Origin of the sequence: Stutzerimonas sp. VN223-3 (genome assembly GCF_045999685.1) — a bacterium.
GTDB classification, from domain to species: Bacteria; Pseudomonadota; Gammaproteobacteria; order Pseudomonadales; family Pseudomonadaceae; genus Stutzerimonas; species Stutzerimonas stutzeri_AR.
In genome coordinates this window covers 24056-41255 of record NZ_RBEC01000002.1, presented here as the reverse complement: position 1 = coordinate 41255, position 17200 = coordinate 24056, and the positions used below count along the sequence as shown (strand labels likewise).

General features: G+C 59.2%; 15 protein-coding genes. 3 read left to right on the top strand and 12 right to left on the bottom strand.

Annotation, left to right across the window (positions count from 1 at the left end; translation table 11 throughout):
- The first annotated feature begins 160 nt into the window (after positions 1–160).
- Positions 161–1186 (top strand): tRNA (adenosine(37)-N6)-threonylcarbamoyltransferase complex transferase subunit TsaD, encoded by a 1026-nt coding sequence (tsaD, locus tag D7241_RS09005; RefSeq protein WP_408101247.1) that lies wholly within the window; start codon positions 161–163, stop codon positions 1184–1186.
- A 10-nt stretch (positions 1187–1196) separates the two neighbouring features.
- On the opposite strand, the gene plsY is transcribed toward tsaD, so the two are convergent.
- A complete protein-coding gene (gene plsY / locus D7241_RS09000; protein ID WP_255980134.1) occupies positions 1197–1766 on the bottom strand; it encodes a glycerol-3-phosphate 1-O-acyltransferase PlsY in 570 nt (189 codons plus the stop codon).
- A gap of 75 nt (positions 1767–1841) precedes the next feature.
- On the opposite strand from plsY, the gene folB reads away from it, so the two are divergent.
- Both folB and folK read left to right on the top strand, forming a co-directional pair.
- Positions 1842–2195, top strand: a complete 354-nt coding sequence (gene folB, locus D7241_RS08995) for a dihydroneopterin aldolase (RefSeq protein ID WP_408101246.1) — start codon at positions 1842–1844, stop codon at positions 2193–2195.
- Positions 2186–2722, top strand: a complete 537-nt coding sequence (folK, locus tag D7241_RS08990) for a 2-amino-4-hydroxy-6-hydroxymethyldihydropteridine diphosphokinase (RefSeq protein ID WP_408101245.1) — start codon at positions 2186–2188, stop codon at positions 2720–2722. The genes folB and folK overlap by 10 nt, the downstream gene beginning before the upstream one ends.
- Before the next feature lie 145 nt (positions 2723–2867).
- On the opposite strand, the gene D7241_RS08985 is transcribed toward folK, so the two are convergent.
- The 11 genes from D7241_RS08985 to D7241_RS08935 all read right to left on the bottom strand — a co-directional run bounded on the left by D7241_RS08985 (position 2868) and on the right by D7241_RS08935 (position 17086).
- Positions 2868–4109 carry a multifunctional CCA addition/repair protein gene (locus D7241_RS08985; RefSeq protein WP_408101244.1) on the bottom strand — a complete coding sequence of 414 codons (1242 nt, stop codon included), beginning with the start codon at positions 4107–4109 and terminating at the stop codon, positions 2868–2870.
- Positions 4110–4202: 93 nt separating this feature from the next.
- The gene (locus tag D7241_RS08980; RefSeq protein WP_408101243.1) at positions 4203–5753 is read right to left on the bottom strand and encodes a SpoVR family protein; all 1551 of its coding nucleotides are present in this window, start codon (positions 5751–5753) and stop codon (positions 4203–4205) included.
- Between the two features lie 10 nt (positions 5754–5763).
- Complete coding sequence (locus tag D7241_RS08975; RefSeq protein ID WP_408101242.1) at positions 5764–7035, bottom strand: YeaH/YhbH family protein; 1272 nt, start codon at positions 7033–7035, stop codon at positions 5764–5766.
- Between the two features lie 80 nt (positions 7036–7115).
- The gene (locus tag D7241_RS08970; RefSeq protein WP_255980146.1) at positions 7116–9038 is read right to left on the bottom strand and encodes a PrkA family serine protein kinase; all 1923 of its coding nucleotides are present in this window, start codon (positions 9036–9038) and stop codon (positions 7116–7118) included.
- A gap of 266 nt (positions 9039–9304) precedes the next feature.
- Entirely contained in the window at positions 9305–9634 is a 330-nt protein-coding gene (glpE, locus tag D7241_RS08965; RefSeq protein ID WP_408101241.1) for a thiosulfate sulfurtransferase GlpE, read from the bottom strand.
- Positions 9627–10451, bottom strand: a complete 825-nt coding sequence (locus D7241_RS08960; protein ID WP_408101240.1) for a symmetrical bis(5'-nucleosyl)-tetraphosphatase — start codon at positions 10449–10451, stop codon at positions 9627–9629. The genes glpE and D7241_RS08960 overlap by 8 nt, the downstream gene beginning before the upstream one ends.
- On the bottom strand, positions 10448–10831 hold the full coding sequence (apaG, locus tag D7241_RS08955) for a Co2+/Mg2+ efflux protein ApaG (protein WP_255980152.1): 384 nt from the start codon (positions 10829–10831) through the stop codon (positions 10448–10450). Before apaG ends, D7241_RS08960 begins: the two co-directional genes overlap by 4 nt.
- 27 nt (positions 10832–10858) lie before the next feature.
- Positions 10859–11653 carry a 16S rRNA (adenine(1518)-N(6)/adenine(1519)-N(6))-dimethyltransferase RsmA gene (gene rsmA / locus D7241_RS08950; protein ID WP_408101239.1) on the bottom strand — a complete coding sequence of 265 codons (795 nt, stop codon included), beginning with the start codon at positions 11651–11653 and terminating at the stop codon, positions 10859–10861.
- Between the two features lie 288 nt (positions 11654–11941).
- A complete protein-coding gene (gene pdxA, locus D7241_RS08945) occupies positions 11942–12937 on the bottom strand; it encodes a 4-hydroxythreonine-4-phosphate dehydrogenase PdxA (RefSeq protein WP_408101238.1) in 996 nt (331 codons plus the stop codon).
- A gap of 98 nt (positions 12938–13035) precedes the next feature.
- Positions 13036–14340 carry a peptidylprolyl isomerase gene (locus tag D7241_RS08940; protein ID WP_408101237.1) on the bottom strand — a complete coding sequence of 435 codons (1305 nt, stop codon included), beginning with the start codon at positions 14338–14340 and terminating at the stop codon, positions 13036–13038.
- Positions 14321–17086 (bottom strand): LPS-assembly protein LptD, encoded by a 2766-nt coding sequence (locus tag D7241_RS08935; protein ID WP_408101236.1) that lies wholly within the window; start codon positions 17084–17086, stop codon positions 14321–14323. The genes D7241_RS08940 and D7241_RS08935 overlap by 20 nt, the downstream gene beginning before the upstream one ends.
- Positions 17087–17200 lie beyond the last annotated feature (114 nt).

The following is a 17200-nucleotide window of genomic DNA, read 5'->3' as shown; positions in this document are numbered from 1 at the left end:
CGCTTCGGCAAATATCGCAAGCACGCTGGTTTTAAGGGTTGCGGATGTTAACGCCTTGCCGCATGGAATGCAAAGCCCCCTGATCGAAAAGCGCTGGTCGGTCGCCGGCCGCGGCGATTAATATGCACGGCTTAATTTGTTTCTCTGGAAGGTCGTACCCATGCTGGTGCTGGGGCTGGAAACTTCATGCGACGAGACCGGCGTCGCGCTGTACGACAGCGAGCACGGCCTGCTGGCCGACGCCCTGTTCAGTCAGATCGATCTGCATCGCGTCTATGGTGGCGTGGTGCCCGAGCTTGCCTCACGTGACCACGTCAAACGGATGTTGCCACTGATCCGCCAGGTGCTGTCCGAAGCCGGTCGCGAATCGAGCCAGATCGATGCAGTTGCCTATACCGCTGGCCCTGGCCTGGTTGGCGCTTTGCTGGTCGGGGCCTCCTGCGCGCAAGCGATGGCCTTTGCCTGGGGCGTACCGGCGATCGGCGTGCATCATATGGAAGGCCATTTACTGGCGCCAATGCTTGAAGAGCAGCCGCCGGCGTTCCCCTTCGTCGCTTTGCTGGTGTCCGGCGGGCATACGCAACTGGTTCGGGTCGATGGTATTGGGCGCTATGAGCTGCTTGGCGAGTCGGTGGACGATGCCGCCGGTGAGGCATTCGACAAGACCGCAAAACTGATGGGGCTGCGCTATCCCGGCGGCCCAGAGATCGCCTTGCTCGCCGAACGCGGCACGCCAGGTCGCTTCGTATTCCCGCGGCCCATGACCGACCGACCGGGCCTGGATTTCAGTTTTAGCGGACTCAAGACGTCCACGCTCACGACGTGGCAACAATGCCGCGCCGCTGGCGATGATGGCGAGCAAACCCGCTGCGATATCGCGCTGGCCTTCCAGCAGGCGGTCGTCGAGACGCTGACCATCAAATGCCGACGTGCCTTGAAACAGACCGGCCTTAACAGTTTGGTGATTGCCGGTGGTGTGAGCGCCAATCTGTCGTTGCGTCAGAGCCTGGAAGCAATGCTCGGTGAGCTTAAAGGACGGGTGTTCTACGCGCGGCCGCGTTTCTGTACCGACAATGGCGCGATGATCGCTTACGCCGGCTGTCAGCGGCTATTGGCAGGGCAGCACGAAGGGCCGGAGATTTCCGTTCAGGCGCGCTGGCCGATGGAAAAGCTGGCCGCCATATAGCGGCTTATGCTCAGAAGTGTCGCTCCTTGCCGGCAAACAGGTCGCGAAGGTTACTGCGGTGGCGCCAGACGATCAGGCTCGCCAGCAACGTCATCGGCCAGAGCGCGCCGGGTTGCTGCCAGGCCAGCAACGGTAGGCAGAGCGGCAACGCGGCGAGCGCGGCAAGTGAGCTGGTGCGGGTTATTTTGAACACCAGCAGCCAAATGCTCAGTGCGAGCAGCGCGGCAGGAGGGTAGAGGCCGAACAGGGCGCCTGCTGCAGTGGCAACGCCCTTGCCGCCGCTAAAGCGGAAGTACAACGGATACAAATGGCCGAGCACTGCTGCCAAGGCGATCCAGGCTTGCTGCTGAATCGCCAAGCCCAGCGCTTCGGCGAGCAGAACCGGTAGCAAGCCCTTGAGCAGATCGCCGAACAGCGTGCAGATCGCCAGACGTTTGCCGGCCAGCCGCAGCATGTTGGTGGCGCCGGGATTGCCAGAGCCGCTGGCTCGCGGATCGGGCGCGCCGGCCAGGCGGCTGAGTAGAATGGCGAATGACAGTGAACCGATCAGATAAGCGAGCAGTGTCAATTGCCAGAACATGGCATCCATCCGGGGCAGGGAGCTCCTGAGTCTAACGGCGAGCATTGAACTTGTCGTGTCGTGGGAGAGAGTTGCGTGGATACAGTGTTCATCGAAGGGCTGGAAGTGGATACGCTGATTGGCGCCTATGAGTGGGAGCGCGGCATTCGGCAGTGCCTGCGTCTGGATCTGACACTAGGCTGGGATATTCGTCCCGCCGCGGTGAACGACGAGCTGGACAAGGCCTTGGACTATGCCGAGGTGACCGCTGCCATCGATCGTTTCTCCCAATCATCACGCTTCGAGTTGGTCGAAACCTTCGCTGAACGCCTGGCTGCGGATCTGATGAGCCAATTTGGTATCGTCTGGCTGCGGCTGCGGGTTACCAAGCCGGGCGTCAATACCCGAGCTTCGGCTCTAGGCGTGGAGATCGAACGCGGATGCCGCTGATTCCCGTACTGCTTGGGCTCGGCAGTAACGTCCGGCGCGAACAGAATCTGGTTGCCGGTCTCGATGCACTGGAGCAACTGCTCGGTGACATGCGCTGTTCGCCGGTTTTCGAAAGCCTGGCAGTGGGTTACAAGGGCGATAATTTCTACAATCTGGTGGTCGCCGGATTCACGGAATTACCCTTGATGGAGTTGGACCGCCGCCTGAAATTCATCGAGGCGGACAACGGCCGTTACGCACCGGAGCGCAAGGGTTTGCCGCTGGATATCGATGTGCTGATGTATGACGATCTGGTCGGTAATTTCCACGGGCTGGAGCTGCCTCGTCCAGAAACGCTGAAGAACGCATTCGTGCTTTGGCCGCTGGCGCTGCTGGCGCCCGACGTCCGACATCCGAGCGCGGGGCGAAGTTTCGCCGATTTGTGGCAGGGTTCTACGATCAATCAACAGCTCTGGCCTGTGCCGTTTCGATGGAACGGCGCGGAATTGACGCCGGCTGCTCTGATGCAATCCTATCCGGCGTCGTAGTCTGGTCGCTTCGAGTCTGTTGGTTTTGCAACCGCATTGACGGGTTACGCAGCGGATCGGGCTGCGCGGGACCGGAGTTTCGGTGTTCTGCTGCTTCATCCATTTACGTACTGTAGGCGGCCTCGCTACTACCCCCCACCTGTGATTAGTCGGCTGTGCTCTGGTGAGTTTGTTGATATAGCCGGACCGCCTGCAGGCGGTCGCGTTTGAGTGCGTCGCCCAGTTCTGCACCTTTGTAACCTTGCTCTATCAATGGTTTTACCGGTACGGCACGTGCGGATTCTGCGGCGCCACGCAGGTAGCTGGCCTGGGGATAGTCACGCTTCTCATGACCAGGGAAGCCTCGAGCGACCATTTCACAGGCGGCAATGAAATGTTCGAAGCGTTCGGGGCGGCGGTAGATATCGAAGTGCTGGAGCAGGTCGAAGAGCGTCGAGGCGCTTAGCTCGATTGCTCGATGACCAAGGGTGTGAAACTCGCCAACCAGCATGGCAAGCTCCTGACAATCACGCGGCACCTTGTAACGCGCGTTGGCGGCCTCGATCAGCTGCACGTCTTTTTTTTCATCGGCAGTATCCTGCGAGCCTTTATCATCCGGCGTATCGCCCTTACCCAAATTGTGCAGCAGGCAGGCCCAACGCACGACCAGCGGTTGCTCGTGGATCGCGCATCGGCGCAGCACGCTGAGCAGATGTCCGCCCGTATCGGTTTTTTTCGATTGATGTGCGTCCGCTTGCGGGGCGTCGAACAGGGCGTTGATGTCCGGAAATAGCTCCCTTAATGCGCCGCAGTCACGCAGCACCTTCACGAACACATCGGGGTGAGGCTCCATCAGCGCGCGTGAAATCTCCTTCCAGCTGCGTTCCGGTGTCAGCGTTTGCAGCTCACCCGAGTCGGCGAGCTGGCGCATCAGAGCTTGAGTCTCTTCCGCTACGCTGAAGCCAAGCTCGGCATAGCGCGCAGCAAAACGGGCCACGCGCAACACTCTTAACGGGTCCTCGGCGAAAGCGGGGGATACATGCCTGAGTTTTCGCGCGGCGAGATCAGCCTGGCCGTCATAGGGATCGATCAGGTGGCCCTGTTCATCCTCGGCCATGGCATTGATGGTCAGGTCACGACGTATCAGGTCTTCTTCCAGGGTTACGTCAGGGCTGGCATAAAAGGTGAAACCGCCATAACCGCGACCGCTTTTGCGCTCGGTGCGCGCGAGCGCATATTCCTCGCCGGAAGCCGGATGCAGGAAAACCGGGAAATCCGCACCCACCGGGCGAAAACCTTTGGCCTGCATTTCTTCTGCACTGGAGCCCACAACGACCCAATCCACTTCGGTCACGGGCCGCCCCAGCAACCGATCACGTACTGCCCCGCCGACTTTGTAGATCTGCATGTCTTCCTCCGTTCGGGCGGAGGATAAAGGATAAAGGCGATGAAGCCGATAAGAGCGCTGGAGGCTGGACGGAGAAGCAGCAAGCCCCAGCCTTCAATGCGTTGCTAGCAGATTCATGCCTGGGAATTTGCTTTCGGCTTCTGGCTCGATTCGGGGCGGCATGTGGTGGGTAGTGACCAACTTGTCGTCCTGCATCGATTGCAGGTGCACGTCGAAGCCCCAGAGTCGGTACAAATGCTTGAGTACCTCTTCGGTCGAGCCGCCCAGCGGTTTGCGGTCATGTTGCTGGTGGCGCAGTGTGAGCGAGCGATCACCGCGGCGGTCGACGCTCCAGACCTGCACGTTGGGCTCACGATTACCGAGGTTGTACTGCGCCGCGAGCAATTCGCGAATGGTGTGGTAGCCGCTCTCGTCGTGGATGGCCGGGACCAGCAGTTCATCCTTTCGGTCATCGTCGAGAATGCTGAATAGCTTGAGGTCGCGAATCACTTTCGGCGAGAGGAATTGCAAAATGAAACTCTCGTCCTTGAAGTTGTTCATGGCGAATTTAACGGTAGTCAGCCAATCGCTGCCGGCAATGTCTGGGAACCAGCGCTTGTCTTCGTCGGTGGGGTGCTCGCAGATCCGGCGAATGTCCTGATACATGGCGAACCCCAGCGTGTAGGGGTTGATGCCGCTGTAGTACGGGCTGTCGAACCCAGGTTGATAGATCACGCTGGTGTGCGACTGTAGGAACTCCATCATGAACCCGTCGGTTACCAACCCCTCGTCGTAGAGGTCGTTGATCAGCGTGTAGTGCCAGAACGTGGCCCAACCCTCATTCATTACCTGGGTCTGGCGCTGCGGATAGAAATACTGCGCGATCTTGCGCACGATACGCACCACCTCGCGTTGCCAGGGCTCCAGCAGCGGGGCGTGCTTCTCGATGAAGTAGAGAATATTTTCCTGCGGCTCGGCCGGGAACCGTTGATCCCGCTGGCGCTCGTCATCCTTTTCGCCAAATTTGGGTATGGTCCGCCAGAGATCGTTGATCTGCTTTTGCAGATGCTCTTCTCGATCCTTCTGCCGGCGCCGCTCCTCTTCGGCGGAGATGGGGTAGGGCCGTTTGTAGCGATCGACACCGTAGTTCATCAAGGCGTGGCAGGAGTCCAGCAGATCCTCGACGGCGTTGATCCCGTGGCGCTCCTCGCACTGCATGATGTACTGCTTGGCAAAAACCAGATAGTCGATGATCGAGCTGGCATCGGTCCAGGTGCGGAACAGGTAGTTGCCCTTGAAGAAACTGTTGTGCCCGTAGCTTGCATGGGCAATCACCAGCGCCTGCATGGTGATGGTGTTCTCTTCCATCAGATAGGCGATGCAGGGATCGGAATTGATCACGATCTCGTAGGCCAGGCCCATCTGGCCGCGGGTGTAGGACTTTTCGGTGCTGAGGAAATGTTTGCCGTAGGACCAATGGTGGTAGCCGAGCGGCATGCCCACCGAGGCATAGGCATCCATCATCTGCTCGGCCGTGATTACCTCGATCTGGTTGGGGTAGGTATCCAACGCGTAGCGCTTGGCAATGCGGCCAATCTCGCGGTCGTAGGTCCGGATCAGCTCGAAGGTCCATTCCGAACCGGTGGAAATGGGCTGTCGTTTCATGCTGGATACCTCAGCTAGCCATGCGCCGCTGGAAGAGTTCGCGGAACACCGGATAGATGTCTCCCGCCGTCACCAACTGTTGCTGGGCGAACGATTCGTCAAAGGCCTCGGCCACCTGGTTGTATTCGTACCACAGTGCCTGATGCTCGCGCGGCGTGATTTCGACATAGGTGAAGTATTGGACGAACGGCATGATCTGGTTGATCAGAATGTCGCGGCAGACTGGTGAGTCGTCGTTCCAGTTGTCGCCGTCCGACGCCTGTGCGGCATAGATGTTCCACTCATTGGCCGGATAACGATCGGCCATGATTTCCTGCATCATTTTCAACGCACTTGAAACGATAGTGCCGCCCGTTTCGCGTGAGTAGAAGAACTCTTCCTCGTCGACTTCTTTAGCGCTGGTATGGTGCCGGATGAACACCACGTCGATCTTTTCGTAGTTCCGCTTGAGGAACAGATACAGCAGGATAAAGAAGCGCTTGGCGATGTCCTTGGTTGCCTGGGTCATGGAACCGGACACATCCATCAGGCAGAACATGACTGCCTTGGAACTTGGATTGGGATGCTTGACCAGCAGGTTGTACTTGAGATCGAAGGTGTCGAGAAAAGGGACGCGATGGATGCGGGCGCTGAGCCGCTGGATTTCCTCCTCGGCGGCCTGGATATCGCTGAAATTGGCTGGTTCCTCAAGCTTGAGGCGTGCCAGTTCTGCCTTCACTTCCCGCAGCTTGGCGCGGCTGCTGCCTGAGAGAGCGATGCGGCGTGCGTGAGCCGAACGCAGGGTTCGGATGATGTTGATCCGCGAGGGATTGCCCTCATTACTGATGCCGGCGCGGACCGTTTTGAAGGTGTCGGTACCGGCAAGGTGACGCTTGACCAGGTTCGGCAGTTCGAGGTCTTCGAACATGAAGTCGAGAAATTCTTCCTGCGTTATCTGGAAGACGAAATCATCCACGCCTTCACCGGTATTGCTGGCCTTTCCGGCGCCTTGGCCACCACCGCCTCCTTGCGGGCGTGGGATGCGCTCGCCAGCGACGAATTCCTTGTTGCCCGGATGCACGATGGTCTGCCGGCCGCCACGGCCGTGGTGCAAAATCGGCTCGTCAATGTCGCGGCCGGGAATGCTGATCTGCTCGCCGTGCTCCATGTCGGTGATGGAGCGACGTCCCACGGCGTCCTCCACAGCCTTCTTGATGTGCCCACGGTATCGCTGCAGGAAGCGCTGGCGATTGACCGTGCTTTTGTTCTTACCATTCAAACGGCGGTCGATTACGTAACTCATAAATGCCCTCCGGGCGCTGCAGGCCGCAGGCCACAAGCGGCAGGTAATTGCTCCGCTTGCGCCTGTAGCTTAGGGCCGCGTTACTGCGATTTACGTACCCGCAGATACCATTCCGAAAGCAAGCGCACCTGCTTTTCGGTGTAGCCGCGTTCGACCATCCGTACGACGAAGTCGTTGTGCTTCTTCTGATCTTCCTTGCTGGCCTTGGCGTTGAAGCTGATAACGGGCAGCAGGTCTTCGGTGTTGGAGAACATTTTCTTCTCGATCACCACGCGCAGCTTCTCGTAGCTGAGCCAGGACGGGTTTTTACCATTGTTGTTGGCGCGGGCACGAAGCACGAAATTGACGATCTCGTTGCGGAAATCCTTCGGGTTGCTGATGCCGGCCGGCTTCTCGATTTTCTCCAATTCCTCGTTGAGGGCGGCGCGATTGAGGATCTCGCCGGTTTCCGGGTCGCGATATTCCTGATCCTGAATCCAGAAGTCTGCGTACAACACGTAACGGTCGAAAATGTTCTGGCCGTACTCGCTGTAGGACTCGAGATACGCGGTCTGGATTTCCTTGCCGATGAAATCGACGTAACGCGGCGCCAGATATTCCTTGATGAAGCGCAGATAGCGTTCGCGTACCTCGGCGGGGAACTGCTCTTGCTCGATCTGCTGCTCCAGCACGTAAAGCAGGTGGACCGGGTTGGCAGCGATCTCATGCGGATCGAAGTTGAAGACCTTGGACAGGATCTTGAAGGCGAAGCGGGTCGACAGCCCATTCATACCCTCATCGACGCCCGCCGTGTCGCGGTACTCCTGGATCGACTTGGCTTTGGGATCGGTGTCCTTGAGATTCTCCCCGTCGTAAACACGCATTTTCGAATAGATATTGGAGTTGTCCGGCTCCTTCAAACGGCTGAGTACGGAAAACTGCGCCAGCATTTTTAACGTGTCCGGTGCGCAGTGCGCTTGGGACAGCGAACTGTTGAACAGCAACTTGTCGTAAATCTTGATCTCATCGGTGACGCGCAGGCAGTACGGCACCTTGACGATGTAGATACGGTCGATGAACGCCTCGTTGTTCTTGTTGTTTCGGAAGGTATGCCACTCCGATTCGTTGGAGTGGGCCAACAGAATGCCGCTGTACGGAATCGCGCCGAGGCCTTCGGTACTGTTGTAATTGCCTTCCTGGGTTGCGGTCAGCAAAGGATGGAGCACCTTGATCGGTGCCTTGAACATCTCGACGAATTCCATCAGACCCTGGTTGGCGCGGCACAACGCACCCGAATAGCTGTACGCGTCAGGGTCGTTCTGCGGGAATTCCTCTAGCTTGCGGATATCCACCTTGCCCACCAGCGCCGATATGTCCTGGTTGTTCTCGTCGCCAGGTTCGGTCTTGGCCACGGCGATCTGGTTGAGGATCGAGGGATACAGTTTGACTACGCGGAATTGGCTGATGTCGCCGCCAAACTCCTGCAGACGCTTGGTTGCCCAGGGAGACATGATCGAATTGAGATAACGGCGTGGGATGCCGTAATCCTCCTCGAGGATCTCCGCGTCCTCCGCCGGGTTGAATAGGCCCAGTGGCGATTCGAATACCGGCGAGCCCTTGATGGCATAGAAGGGGACTTTCTCGATCAGTTGCTTGAGCTTTTCGGCCAGCGATGACTTGCCGCCGCCCACCGGACCGAGGAGATAGAGGATCTGCTTCTTCTCTTCCAGCCCCTGCGCGGCATGGCGAAAATACGAGACGATCTGGTCGATGCAGTCTTCCATGCCGTGAAAATCTTCGAAGGCGGGATAACGGCGGATAACCTTGTTAGAAAAAATCCGCGACAATCGCGGGTCGGTCGAGGTGTCGACCAGTTGTGGCTCGCCTATGGCCATCAGCAGGCGTTCAGCGGCGGTGGCGTAGGTACCCCGGTCTTCCTTGCACAGGTCGAGGTATTCCTGAAGCGAATACTCTTCTTGGCGGGTTGCTTCGAATCGTTGCTGGAAATGGCTGAAAATGCTCATTGACTTCACCTCGGACGATGCTCGGAGCCGGTGTTGTCATCAGGCATTCAGGTACTGGCCGACATCGGCCTGTGGAGTTCCCCCGAACACCTGATGGTCGAAACCTGAGGCCCGGTGGCCGAAAACGGCTTCACCTGTTTGGATGGCCTGAACTGAAGGATAGTTCGGATTCAACAAATTCAAGGGAAGAGAGGTGCATTTACCGCTGCGTTTCGTCGGATGGGGGCGCAACGCCGCGCAATGCGCGGCATCTGCAAAAATATTATTTATGCAGGATCGCCCTGCTCGACGTCCTGAGGGAAGCTGTGGCGCCAGAGCTCGAAGCCGCCATCGAGACTATAGACGTCGGAGAAGCCCTGATTGATCAGGTATGCCGCCGCGCTCTGGCTGGAGTGGCCGTGATAACAGGTAACGATAAGTGGATGGTCAAGGTCCGCCGCGGCGATGAAGTCGGGTAGCGAATGATTGTCGAGGTGGGTCGATCCCTTGATATGGCCACTGGCGTAGCTGTGCGCGTCGCGAATATCGACGATCACGCCGCCTTCGCTGCGCAGCGCCTGTGCCTGCTCCGGAGAGATGCGTTTGAAATCAGTCATGGGTTGCCTCACAGTCACAGCGGTGCAATTCGCCGCTGTCGAGATTCATCAGGGTCATGGCGTTACCCCACACACAGCCGGTGTCCAGCGCATAGACGTTGGGCTCGTCGCACTGACCTTCCAGTGCGGCCCAATGGCCGAAGATGATCTTGCAACCTCGGGCCTTGCGGTTGGGGTGGCTGAACCAGGGAGCAAACCCCGGCGGTGCGGAGTCCAGACCTTCCTTGGCTTCCAGATCGAGTGTGCCGTCGGCTTTGCAGAAGCGCATGCGTGTGAAGTAATTGGTGATCAGGCGCAGCCGTGGCACGCCATGCAATTCCTTGTTCCACTTGGCCGGCTGGTTACCGTACATGCCTTCGAGAAACGGCTGCAGCATGGCGTCATCGCGTAGTACTTCTTCGACTTCAGCGGAGCGCCGCAATGCCTTGGTCAATGACCATTGCGGTGGAATACCGGCATGGACCATCGTCGTCTCGCGTTCGGCATCGTAATGGACGAGCTTCTGTTGACGCAGCCAGTCGATCAAGTCCGCACGGTCGGGTGCGTCGAGGATCGGCTTGAGAGTGTCGGCTCTTTTCAGGCGTCCGACGTCGTGCGCAACGGCCAGTAAATGCAGGTCATGGTTGCCCAGCACAGTGACGCCCGAACTGCCCAAATCACGCACGAAACGCAGCGCTTCAAGCGACTTTGGGCCACGGTTGACCAGGTCCCCTGCGAGCCACAGGCAGTCGCGCGAAGGGCTGAAATCGACCCGCTGCAACAGGCGCTGAAGAGGTTCGAGGCAACCTTGCAGGTCGCCGACAGCATAGGTAGTCAATGCAGGGCTCCGGGTACGGCCAGCCGGAAGGGTGCAATCATAGCGTCGAAGCGATGCCCATCTTCGGCGAGCATCTGATAGCTGCCCTGCATGGTGCCGACGCGGGAAGCCATCAGCGTGCCGCTGGTATAGACATGTCGCTGGCCAGGAGCGAGCACTGGCTGCTCGCCGACCACGCCAGCGCCACGCACTTCCTGCACTTGGCCATCGCCGTCGGTGATGATCCAGTGACGTGAGAGCAATTGTGCAGTGAGCTGGCCTTTGTTTTCGATCGTTACCGTGTAGGCAAAGGCATAACGGTTTTGTTCCGGCTGCGATTGGTCGGCCAGGTATGCCGGGCTGATATCGACGTCGATCCTGTAGCGAAGGTCTTCAGGCATGAGGTGCTCCTACTCGTGGGTTCGCCGTCAGACGCGGGCGGAAAGTTGGTCGGACAGTCTTACGAACGCTGCCAGATCCAGCTGTTCCGGACGCAGGCTGCCATCAACGTCGGCCGCGGCGATGGCGTCCGCATCCAGCAATCCCTTAAGCGTATTGCGCAGGGTCTTGCGGCGCTGGTTGAACGCCTGGCGGACCACGTTTTCGAGCTGACGGTGGTCGCGCGCCGGGTGGGGCAATACTTCGTGGGGCACCAGGCGAACGATAGCCGACTCCACCTTGGGTGCTGGGTTGAAGGCACCGGGGCCGACATTGAACAGGTGCTCGACGCGGCAGTGGTACTGCACCATGATCGACAGCCGTCCCCAATCTCCGCCGCCGGGTTGCGCGGCGAGCCGCTCGACCACTTCCTTCTGCAGCATGAAATGCATGTCTCGGATCAGCGCGGCATGGTCGAGTAGGTGAAAGATCAGTGGCGTGGAGATGTTGTACGGCAAGTTGCCGACGATGCGCAGGCTGCCGGGCGCCTGGCTCAGCTTGGCAAAGTCGAACTTCAGGGCATCGCCTTGATGCAGCGAGAAGTTTCCCCGCTCGGCGAATTTGTGCTGCAGGATCGGGATCAGGTCTAGATCCAGCTCGACCACGTCCAAGTGCGCACCGCTGTCCAGCAGACCTTCTGTCAGGGCGCCTTGGCCGGGCCCGATCTCCACCATGCGCTCGCCCTGTTTGGCGTGGATGGACCGCAGGATGCGGTGGATCACGCCGGCATCGTGAAGAAAGTTCTGGCCGAAACGCTTGCGCGCGCGGTGTTGGTATTCAGACATCGGAAAGCGGCTCCAGGCTTCAGGCTGCAAGCGGCAGGCTCAAAGCACAAGGCAAAGGGGAAAGACGCGCAGTTTAACAGCGAACATCAGTGCCTAGCTGCATGAGTCATGCACAAGTGCCATGCGAAGGTAGATGGGCTAGCAGCGCAGGCCAGATGCCGCAGGTGCACCAGACGGCAGCTGCGTAACCCATCGTCGGTGTCAGGGCGGTTGCTCGCGGCGGCGGGTTGCGCACCCCGGATGTCCGTGCACTTGCCGGCTTCGACGTCCCTGCGTCGCTAACCCGCCCTACTGGGTGCGGCGGCTTTCGGCCATCTGATACGCAGTCTCCAGCGCCACTTGCAGGCTGCCGGTATCGACTCGGCCGCTTCCTGCAAGGTCCAGCGCGGTGCCGTGGTCGACCGAGGTGCGCACAATGGGCAAACCCAGCGTGACATTGACCGCTGCGCCGAACCCTTTGTATTTGAGGACCGGTAATCCCTGATCGTGATACATCGCTAGCACCGCATCGCAACGGTCTAGGTGTTTGGGCGTGAATAGGGTATCAGCGGGCAGCGGGCCGATCAGATTCAGACCCTCGTCGCGCAGGCGTTGCAGGGTTGGTTCGATGATCTCGATTTCTTCGCGGCCCAGATGGCCGCCCTCTCCAGCATGAGGGTTCAGTCCGCAGACCAGGATGCGTGGCAGCGCAATGCCGAATTTGCCGACCAGATCGGTGTGCAGGATGCGGGCGACACGCTCCAGTCGCTCGGCCGTAATCGCCGCAGCGACATCCTTGAGCGGCAGGTGTGTTGTTACCAGTGCGACTCGCAACCCGTGCGTAGCAAGCATCATCACCACCTGCTCGGTGTTGGTCAGCTCAGCAAGAAACTCGGTATGACCTGAAAACGGGATACCCGCCTGGTTGATCACGCCTTTGTGCACCGGGGCGGTGATCATGCCAGCGAAGCTTCCATCGAGGCATCCGCGGCCGGCGCGCCTAAGCGTTTCCAGTACGTACCCGGCATTGGACGCATCGAGCTGCCCGGCCACAACCGATGAACCCAGCGGCGTGTCCCAAACGTACAGACTGCCTGCTGGAGCGGGTTTATCGGGCCAGTTTTCCGGCGCTACGGTTGTTACGTGAATATCCAAGCCCAGTTCATCGGCGCGGGCGCTCAATAGGTCGGCACTGGCAATGGCGATCAATGGATGAGGATGACTGTTGCGAGCAAGCAACAGGCAGAGGTCGGGACCGATACCGGCGGGTTCGCCGGGGGTCAGGGCGAAGCGTTTGGCGGTCATGTCTATCAGTCGTCTGGATGGTGAAAAAAGAAACGGGCCGGCCGTATGGCCGGCCCGCAGAGGCGATGCATGGTTTAAGGCCAATTCGGCCGCCGATGTCAGATCTTAATTTCGACGTATGCCTCGTCGCGTATCTGGCGCAGCCAGGCTTGCAATTCTTCGTCGTACTTGCGGTTGCGCAACAGGGTCAGCGCCTGCTGCTCACGGAATTCCTGGCTAGTGTCAGTGGCGCGACGCCCCAGCACTTCGAGGATATGCCAGCCGTAAGGAGTTTTGAAGGCTTCGGACAGCTGGCCGCTGGGCGTATTGGCCATGACTTCGCGGAATTCCGGTACCAATGAGCTTGGGTCGATCCAGTCCAGGTCGCCGCCGTTGAGCGCCGAACCGGGGTCTTCGGAGAAATTCTTTGCCAGTTCGGCAAAGCTTTCACCAGCCAGAATACGGTCACGCAGACGCTGGACGAGTCGGCGGCTTTCTTCTTCGCTGCGGATCTGGCTCGGCTTGATCAGAATGTGGCGAACATGGATCTCGTCGCGCACCTGAGTATCGCCGCCGCGCTTGTCCAATACCTTGAGCATGATGAATCCTGGAGGGGTACGCACCGGCTGAGTGACGTCGCCTACTGCCATGTCTCGAACTTCAGTGTCGAATGGTGGCGGCAGCTGAGCCGCCTTGCGCCAACCCATATCGCCACCTTCCAGTGCGTTTTCACTGGCTGAGCGTGACACTGCCAGCCTGGCGAAGTCTGCACCGTCCTGGATCTGTTTGTAGGTGTCCATTGCGGTTTGTTCTGCGGCCTGGATGGCCGCCGAGTCGGCCGACTCCGGTACCGGAATCAGAATATTGGCCAGTCGATACTCTTCGGACAGCTGCAACTTGCCGAGATCGGAGGCGAGGAAGTTTTCGACTTCCTGGTTCGACACTTGGACGCGCTCGGCGATACGGCGCTGACGCACGCGGCTGATGACCATTTCGCGGCGTATCTGCTCGCGCGCGGTCTCCAGGCTCAGACCGTCGCGCTCCAGTGCACCGCGAAACTGGTCCAAGGTCATATTGTTGCGCTGGGCGATAGTGCCCATGGCTTGATTGAGCTCTTCGTCAGAGATGCGAATACCGGAACGCTCACCGATCTGTAGTTGCAGATTTTCAGCGATCAACCGCTCCAGTACCTGCTGTTGCATCACCTCGGTTGGCGGCATTTCCGCACCGCGTTTCTCAATGGTCTGCTGGACCTCCCGCATACGCTGATCCAGCTGGCTCTGCATGATCACGTCGTTATCAACGATGGCGACGATGCGGTCGAGTTGACGGACTTCGGCCGAAACCGGTGCGGCGAGCGCTGCGCTGCTCACTAGCAGGGCGCCCAACAACGGGCGCAGGTAATTAGAAAGCTTGGTCTTCACGTTCACGGTAACCTTGTATGCCTTCGTCGAGGAATGTCTCGGTGGAGCTGCCGAACACGCCGCCGAGTCCCTTGAGGACGATTTGCAGGAAGATGCCATTGTCTGGCTCATCGTTCTGCGATGGGTTGAGACTGGTTTCGTCGTAGTCGATCCAGTAACGGTTGATCAGGCGCAGCTTCCAGCAGCAGCTGTCGTACTCGAAGCCGCCGAAGGCTTCTAGCGTACGGTTGCGGCTGTAGTCGTGCTGCCAGCGCGCGATCAGGCTCCACTGCGGCAGGATTGGCCAGATGGTGGAGATGTCGTGCTGGTTGATCTTGTAGTAATCCTCGATGTACTCGGGTGTGCCCGGAGTACCGTAATCCCCGCCAAAGGTCCACTGACCGGTGGCCTGGTCGAAGCGGACTGTATCGTTGCGATAGCGGTAGCCGACGTTGACGATTTTTCTCGGGTTGTCTGCCGGTTGGTAGTGGAACATGGCGCTGCCCGAGCGGGTTCTGCCTTCATCCGGATCCCAGTTGAAGGTGGATGTGAAGCGCCAGTCGCGATTGAAACGGAAAAGGTATTCAAGGGCATAAGGCGATACATCCGAAGTGGAGCCCGGACGATCCTCGAGATTCGGCAGCTGTACTTCACGATCGCGGAAGTAGAAAGCCTGACCGATGCTGAAGCGCTGTCGCTCGAGCCCGTTTGGCTCGATCCAGCGATTGGTCACGCCCAGCGACACCTGGTTGGCATCGCCGATACGGTCCTTGCCGGAGAAACGGTTTTCGCGCCAGAGCGACGAGTAGCTGAAGGTGCTCTCGCCAGTATCGAATATCGGAATGTCGTCCTGATCTTCTTCCGGTACGTAGAGATAGAACAGCCGCGGTTCGAGAGTTTGGCGGTAGTCCTTGCCGAACCATTGAGTGTCACGATCGAAATAGAGACCGCTGTCGACGCTGAAGATCGGAACGCTGCGGTCCGGGGAATCGTTGAAGTCATCGCCTACGCCGCCGGCGCCAAACTTGCCTCGATTATCCAGCGTCAGATCATATTTGGTGTAGGCGTATTTCAATGATGGCTTGACGAAGCCCCAGCTCCAATTCAGCGGCAAGCTGACGCCTGGCTCTAAATGAAGGCGTTCGCCTTCGGCGCGTTTTAGTCCAGTTAAGCGATCGTCATACCAGCGCTCGTCGATACCGTCTTCGTTCTGGAAGAATCCATCACGCAGACTCCGCTGAAAGCTGACAAATTCGGTGTTGTAGGCAAACCGCAGGCCACCTGGTTGGAACGGCAGCGCTCCGTTGAGCGTCAACTGTGGCAAACGCTCGTAGGGGGTTATATCGGTGACTGTGGCACGCTCGTAAGCATGTGCGTTCAACCGCGCGGTGTAATTGTCGCCGCGATAGCTAAGCGTGCCCCGCTGGTCGAGATGATCCGGCTGATCGATGCCCAGGCTGGTGTCCAGATCCTGGAAATAGTAGGGGTCGCTGATGTCGGTGTAATCGACTTCAGCCAGCCAGCGCGTATCCAGCCCGGTCCGGTGCTGCCAGCTGTACATCCAGCGCTGGTCTTCGTATTCCGATTGCAGCTCGCGATCGTCGTTGCTGTCGTCAAGGTAGCCCGCGCTGACCTGACCTTCGCTACGCCGGGTCAGGTAACGGAAGTCGCCTTCGAGCAGCAGGCCGCGATCGGTCATGTAATTCGGGTAGAGCGTGGCGTCGAAATTCGGCGCCAGGTTGAAGTAGTACGGCGTGACCAGTGATAACCCGGTGTCGCTGGACGAGCTGATGCTGGGCGCAAGGAAGCCGGATTGGCGACGATCGTCAATCGGGAAATGGATATAGGGCGTGTAGAACACCGGAATGTCCTTGACCCGCAGCGTCACGTTGGTCGCCGAACCGAAGCCGGTAGCGGGATTCAGGGTGACGTTGTTGCCCTTCAAGTGCCAGCTGTTCTCGCCCGGCTCGCAGCTAGTGTACGTCCCGTCCTTGAGGCGAATGATGGCGTTTTCCGTGCGCTTGGCATACAGCGCGCTGCCGCGGACCTTGCCTTCGTGGATCACGTATTCGGCGTTCTCGACCTGGGCTTCACCGGTATCAAGGAAGAGTTCGGCGCGATCGCCGACCATCAGCGCGCCGCGATCACGCAGGCGGACGTTGCCCTTCAGTTCGCCACGATTTTCCAGCTGATACAGACTCGCCTCGTCGGCTTCGGCCTGGATGCTGCCCTGACGCAGCACCACATCGCCCGCCAGCGTGGCGACTTCCTGCTGCTGTTCGTAGCGGGTGGCTTTTGCCGAAACATAGGTCGGTGCTTCGCTCATCGGCGTATTGTCGAACTGACCCGGACGGCTCGGCTCGACATAGGTGCCGGCACAATAGGGACCGGTCTCGGCCAGTTGTGCATTGGTGAGTTGGTCGCGCGGCACCCAATCGAGATGGCTATAGTCCTCGCTGCGCGAGGCGAGGGCACGGCCTTTGCTCTCGGTAACCAACGTGGTGGTAGCCGCCTGGCGTTCGGCTTTGCTCGCGCGCGGTTTCGCCGAGGTGCTGCCGCTCTCGGCGGCGCTGCCACGGTGCACCGGGCGGGGCAGGGCGGAACTATCGATGTCGGAGGCGCAATCCCAACTGCCACCGGCGCCTGGCTGGCAAGCGAATTGTTCGGCTGCGATAACAAGAGGAGTCGCTACAGGTTGCAATGCGAGCAAGCCGCCGGTAACCAGTAAGGGGAATTTTTTACGAAACGCGGGATATTTGACTGCCATCTTGTTTTTTGGTCCGTGCTTGCGGCGAGCCATCGGCCGGGCTGGGCCGCACGCCTCTCGATGGTCTGAAAAAGATGCTGGATAATAAAGCATGACCCGCCTATCGGCTAGCGC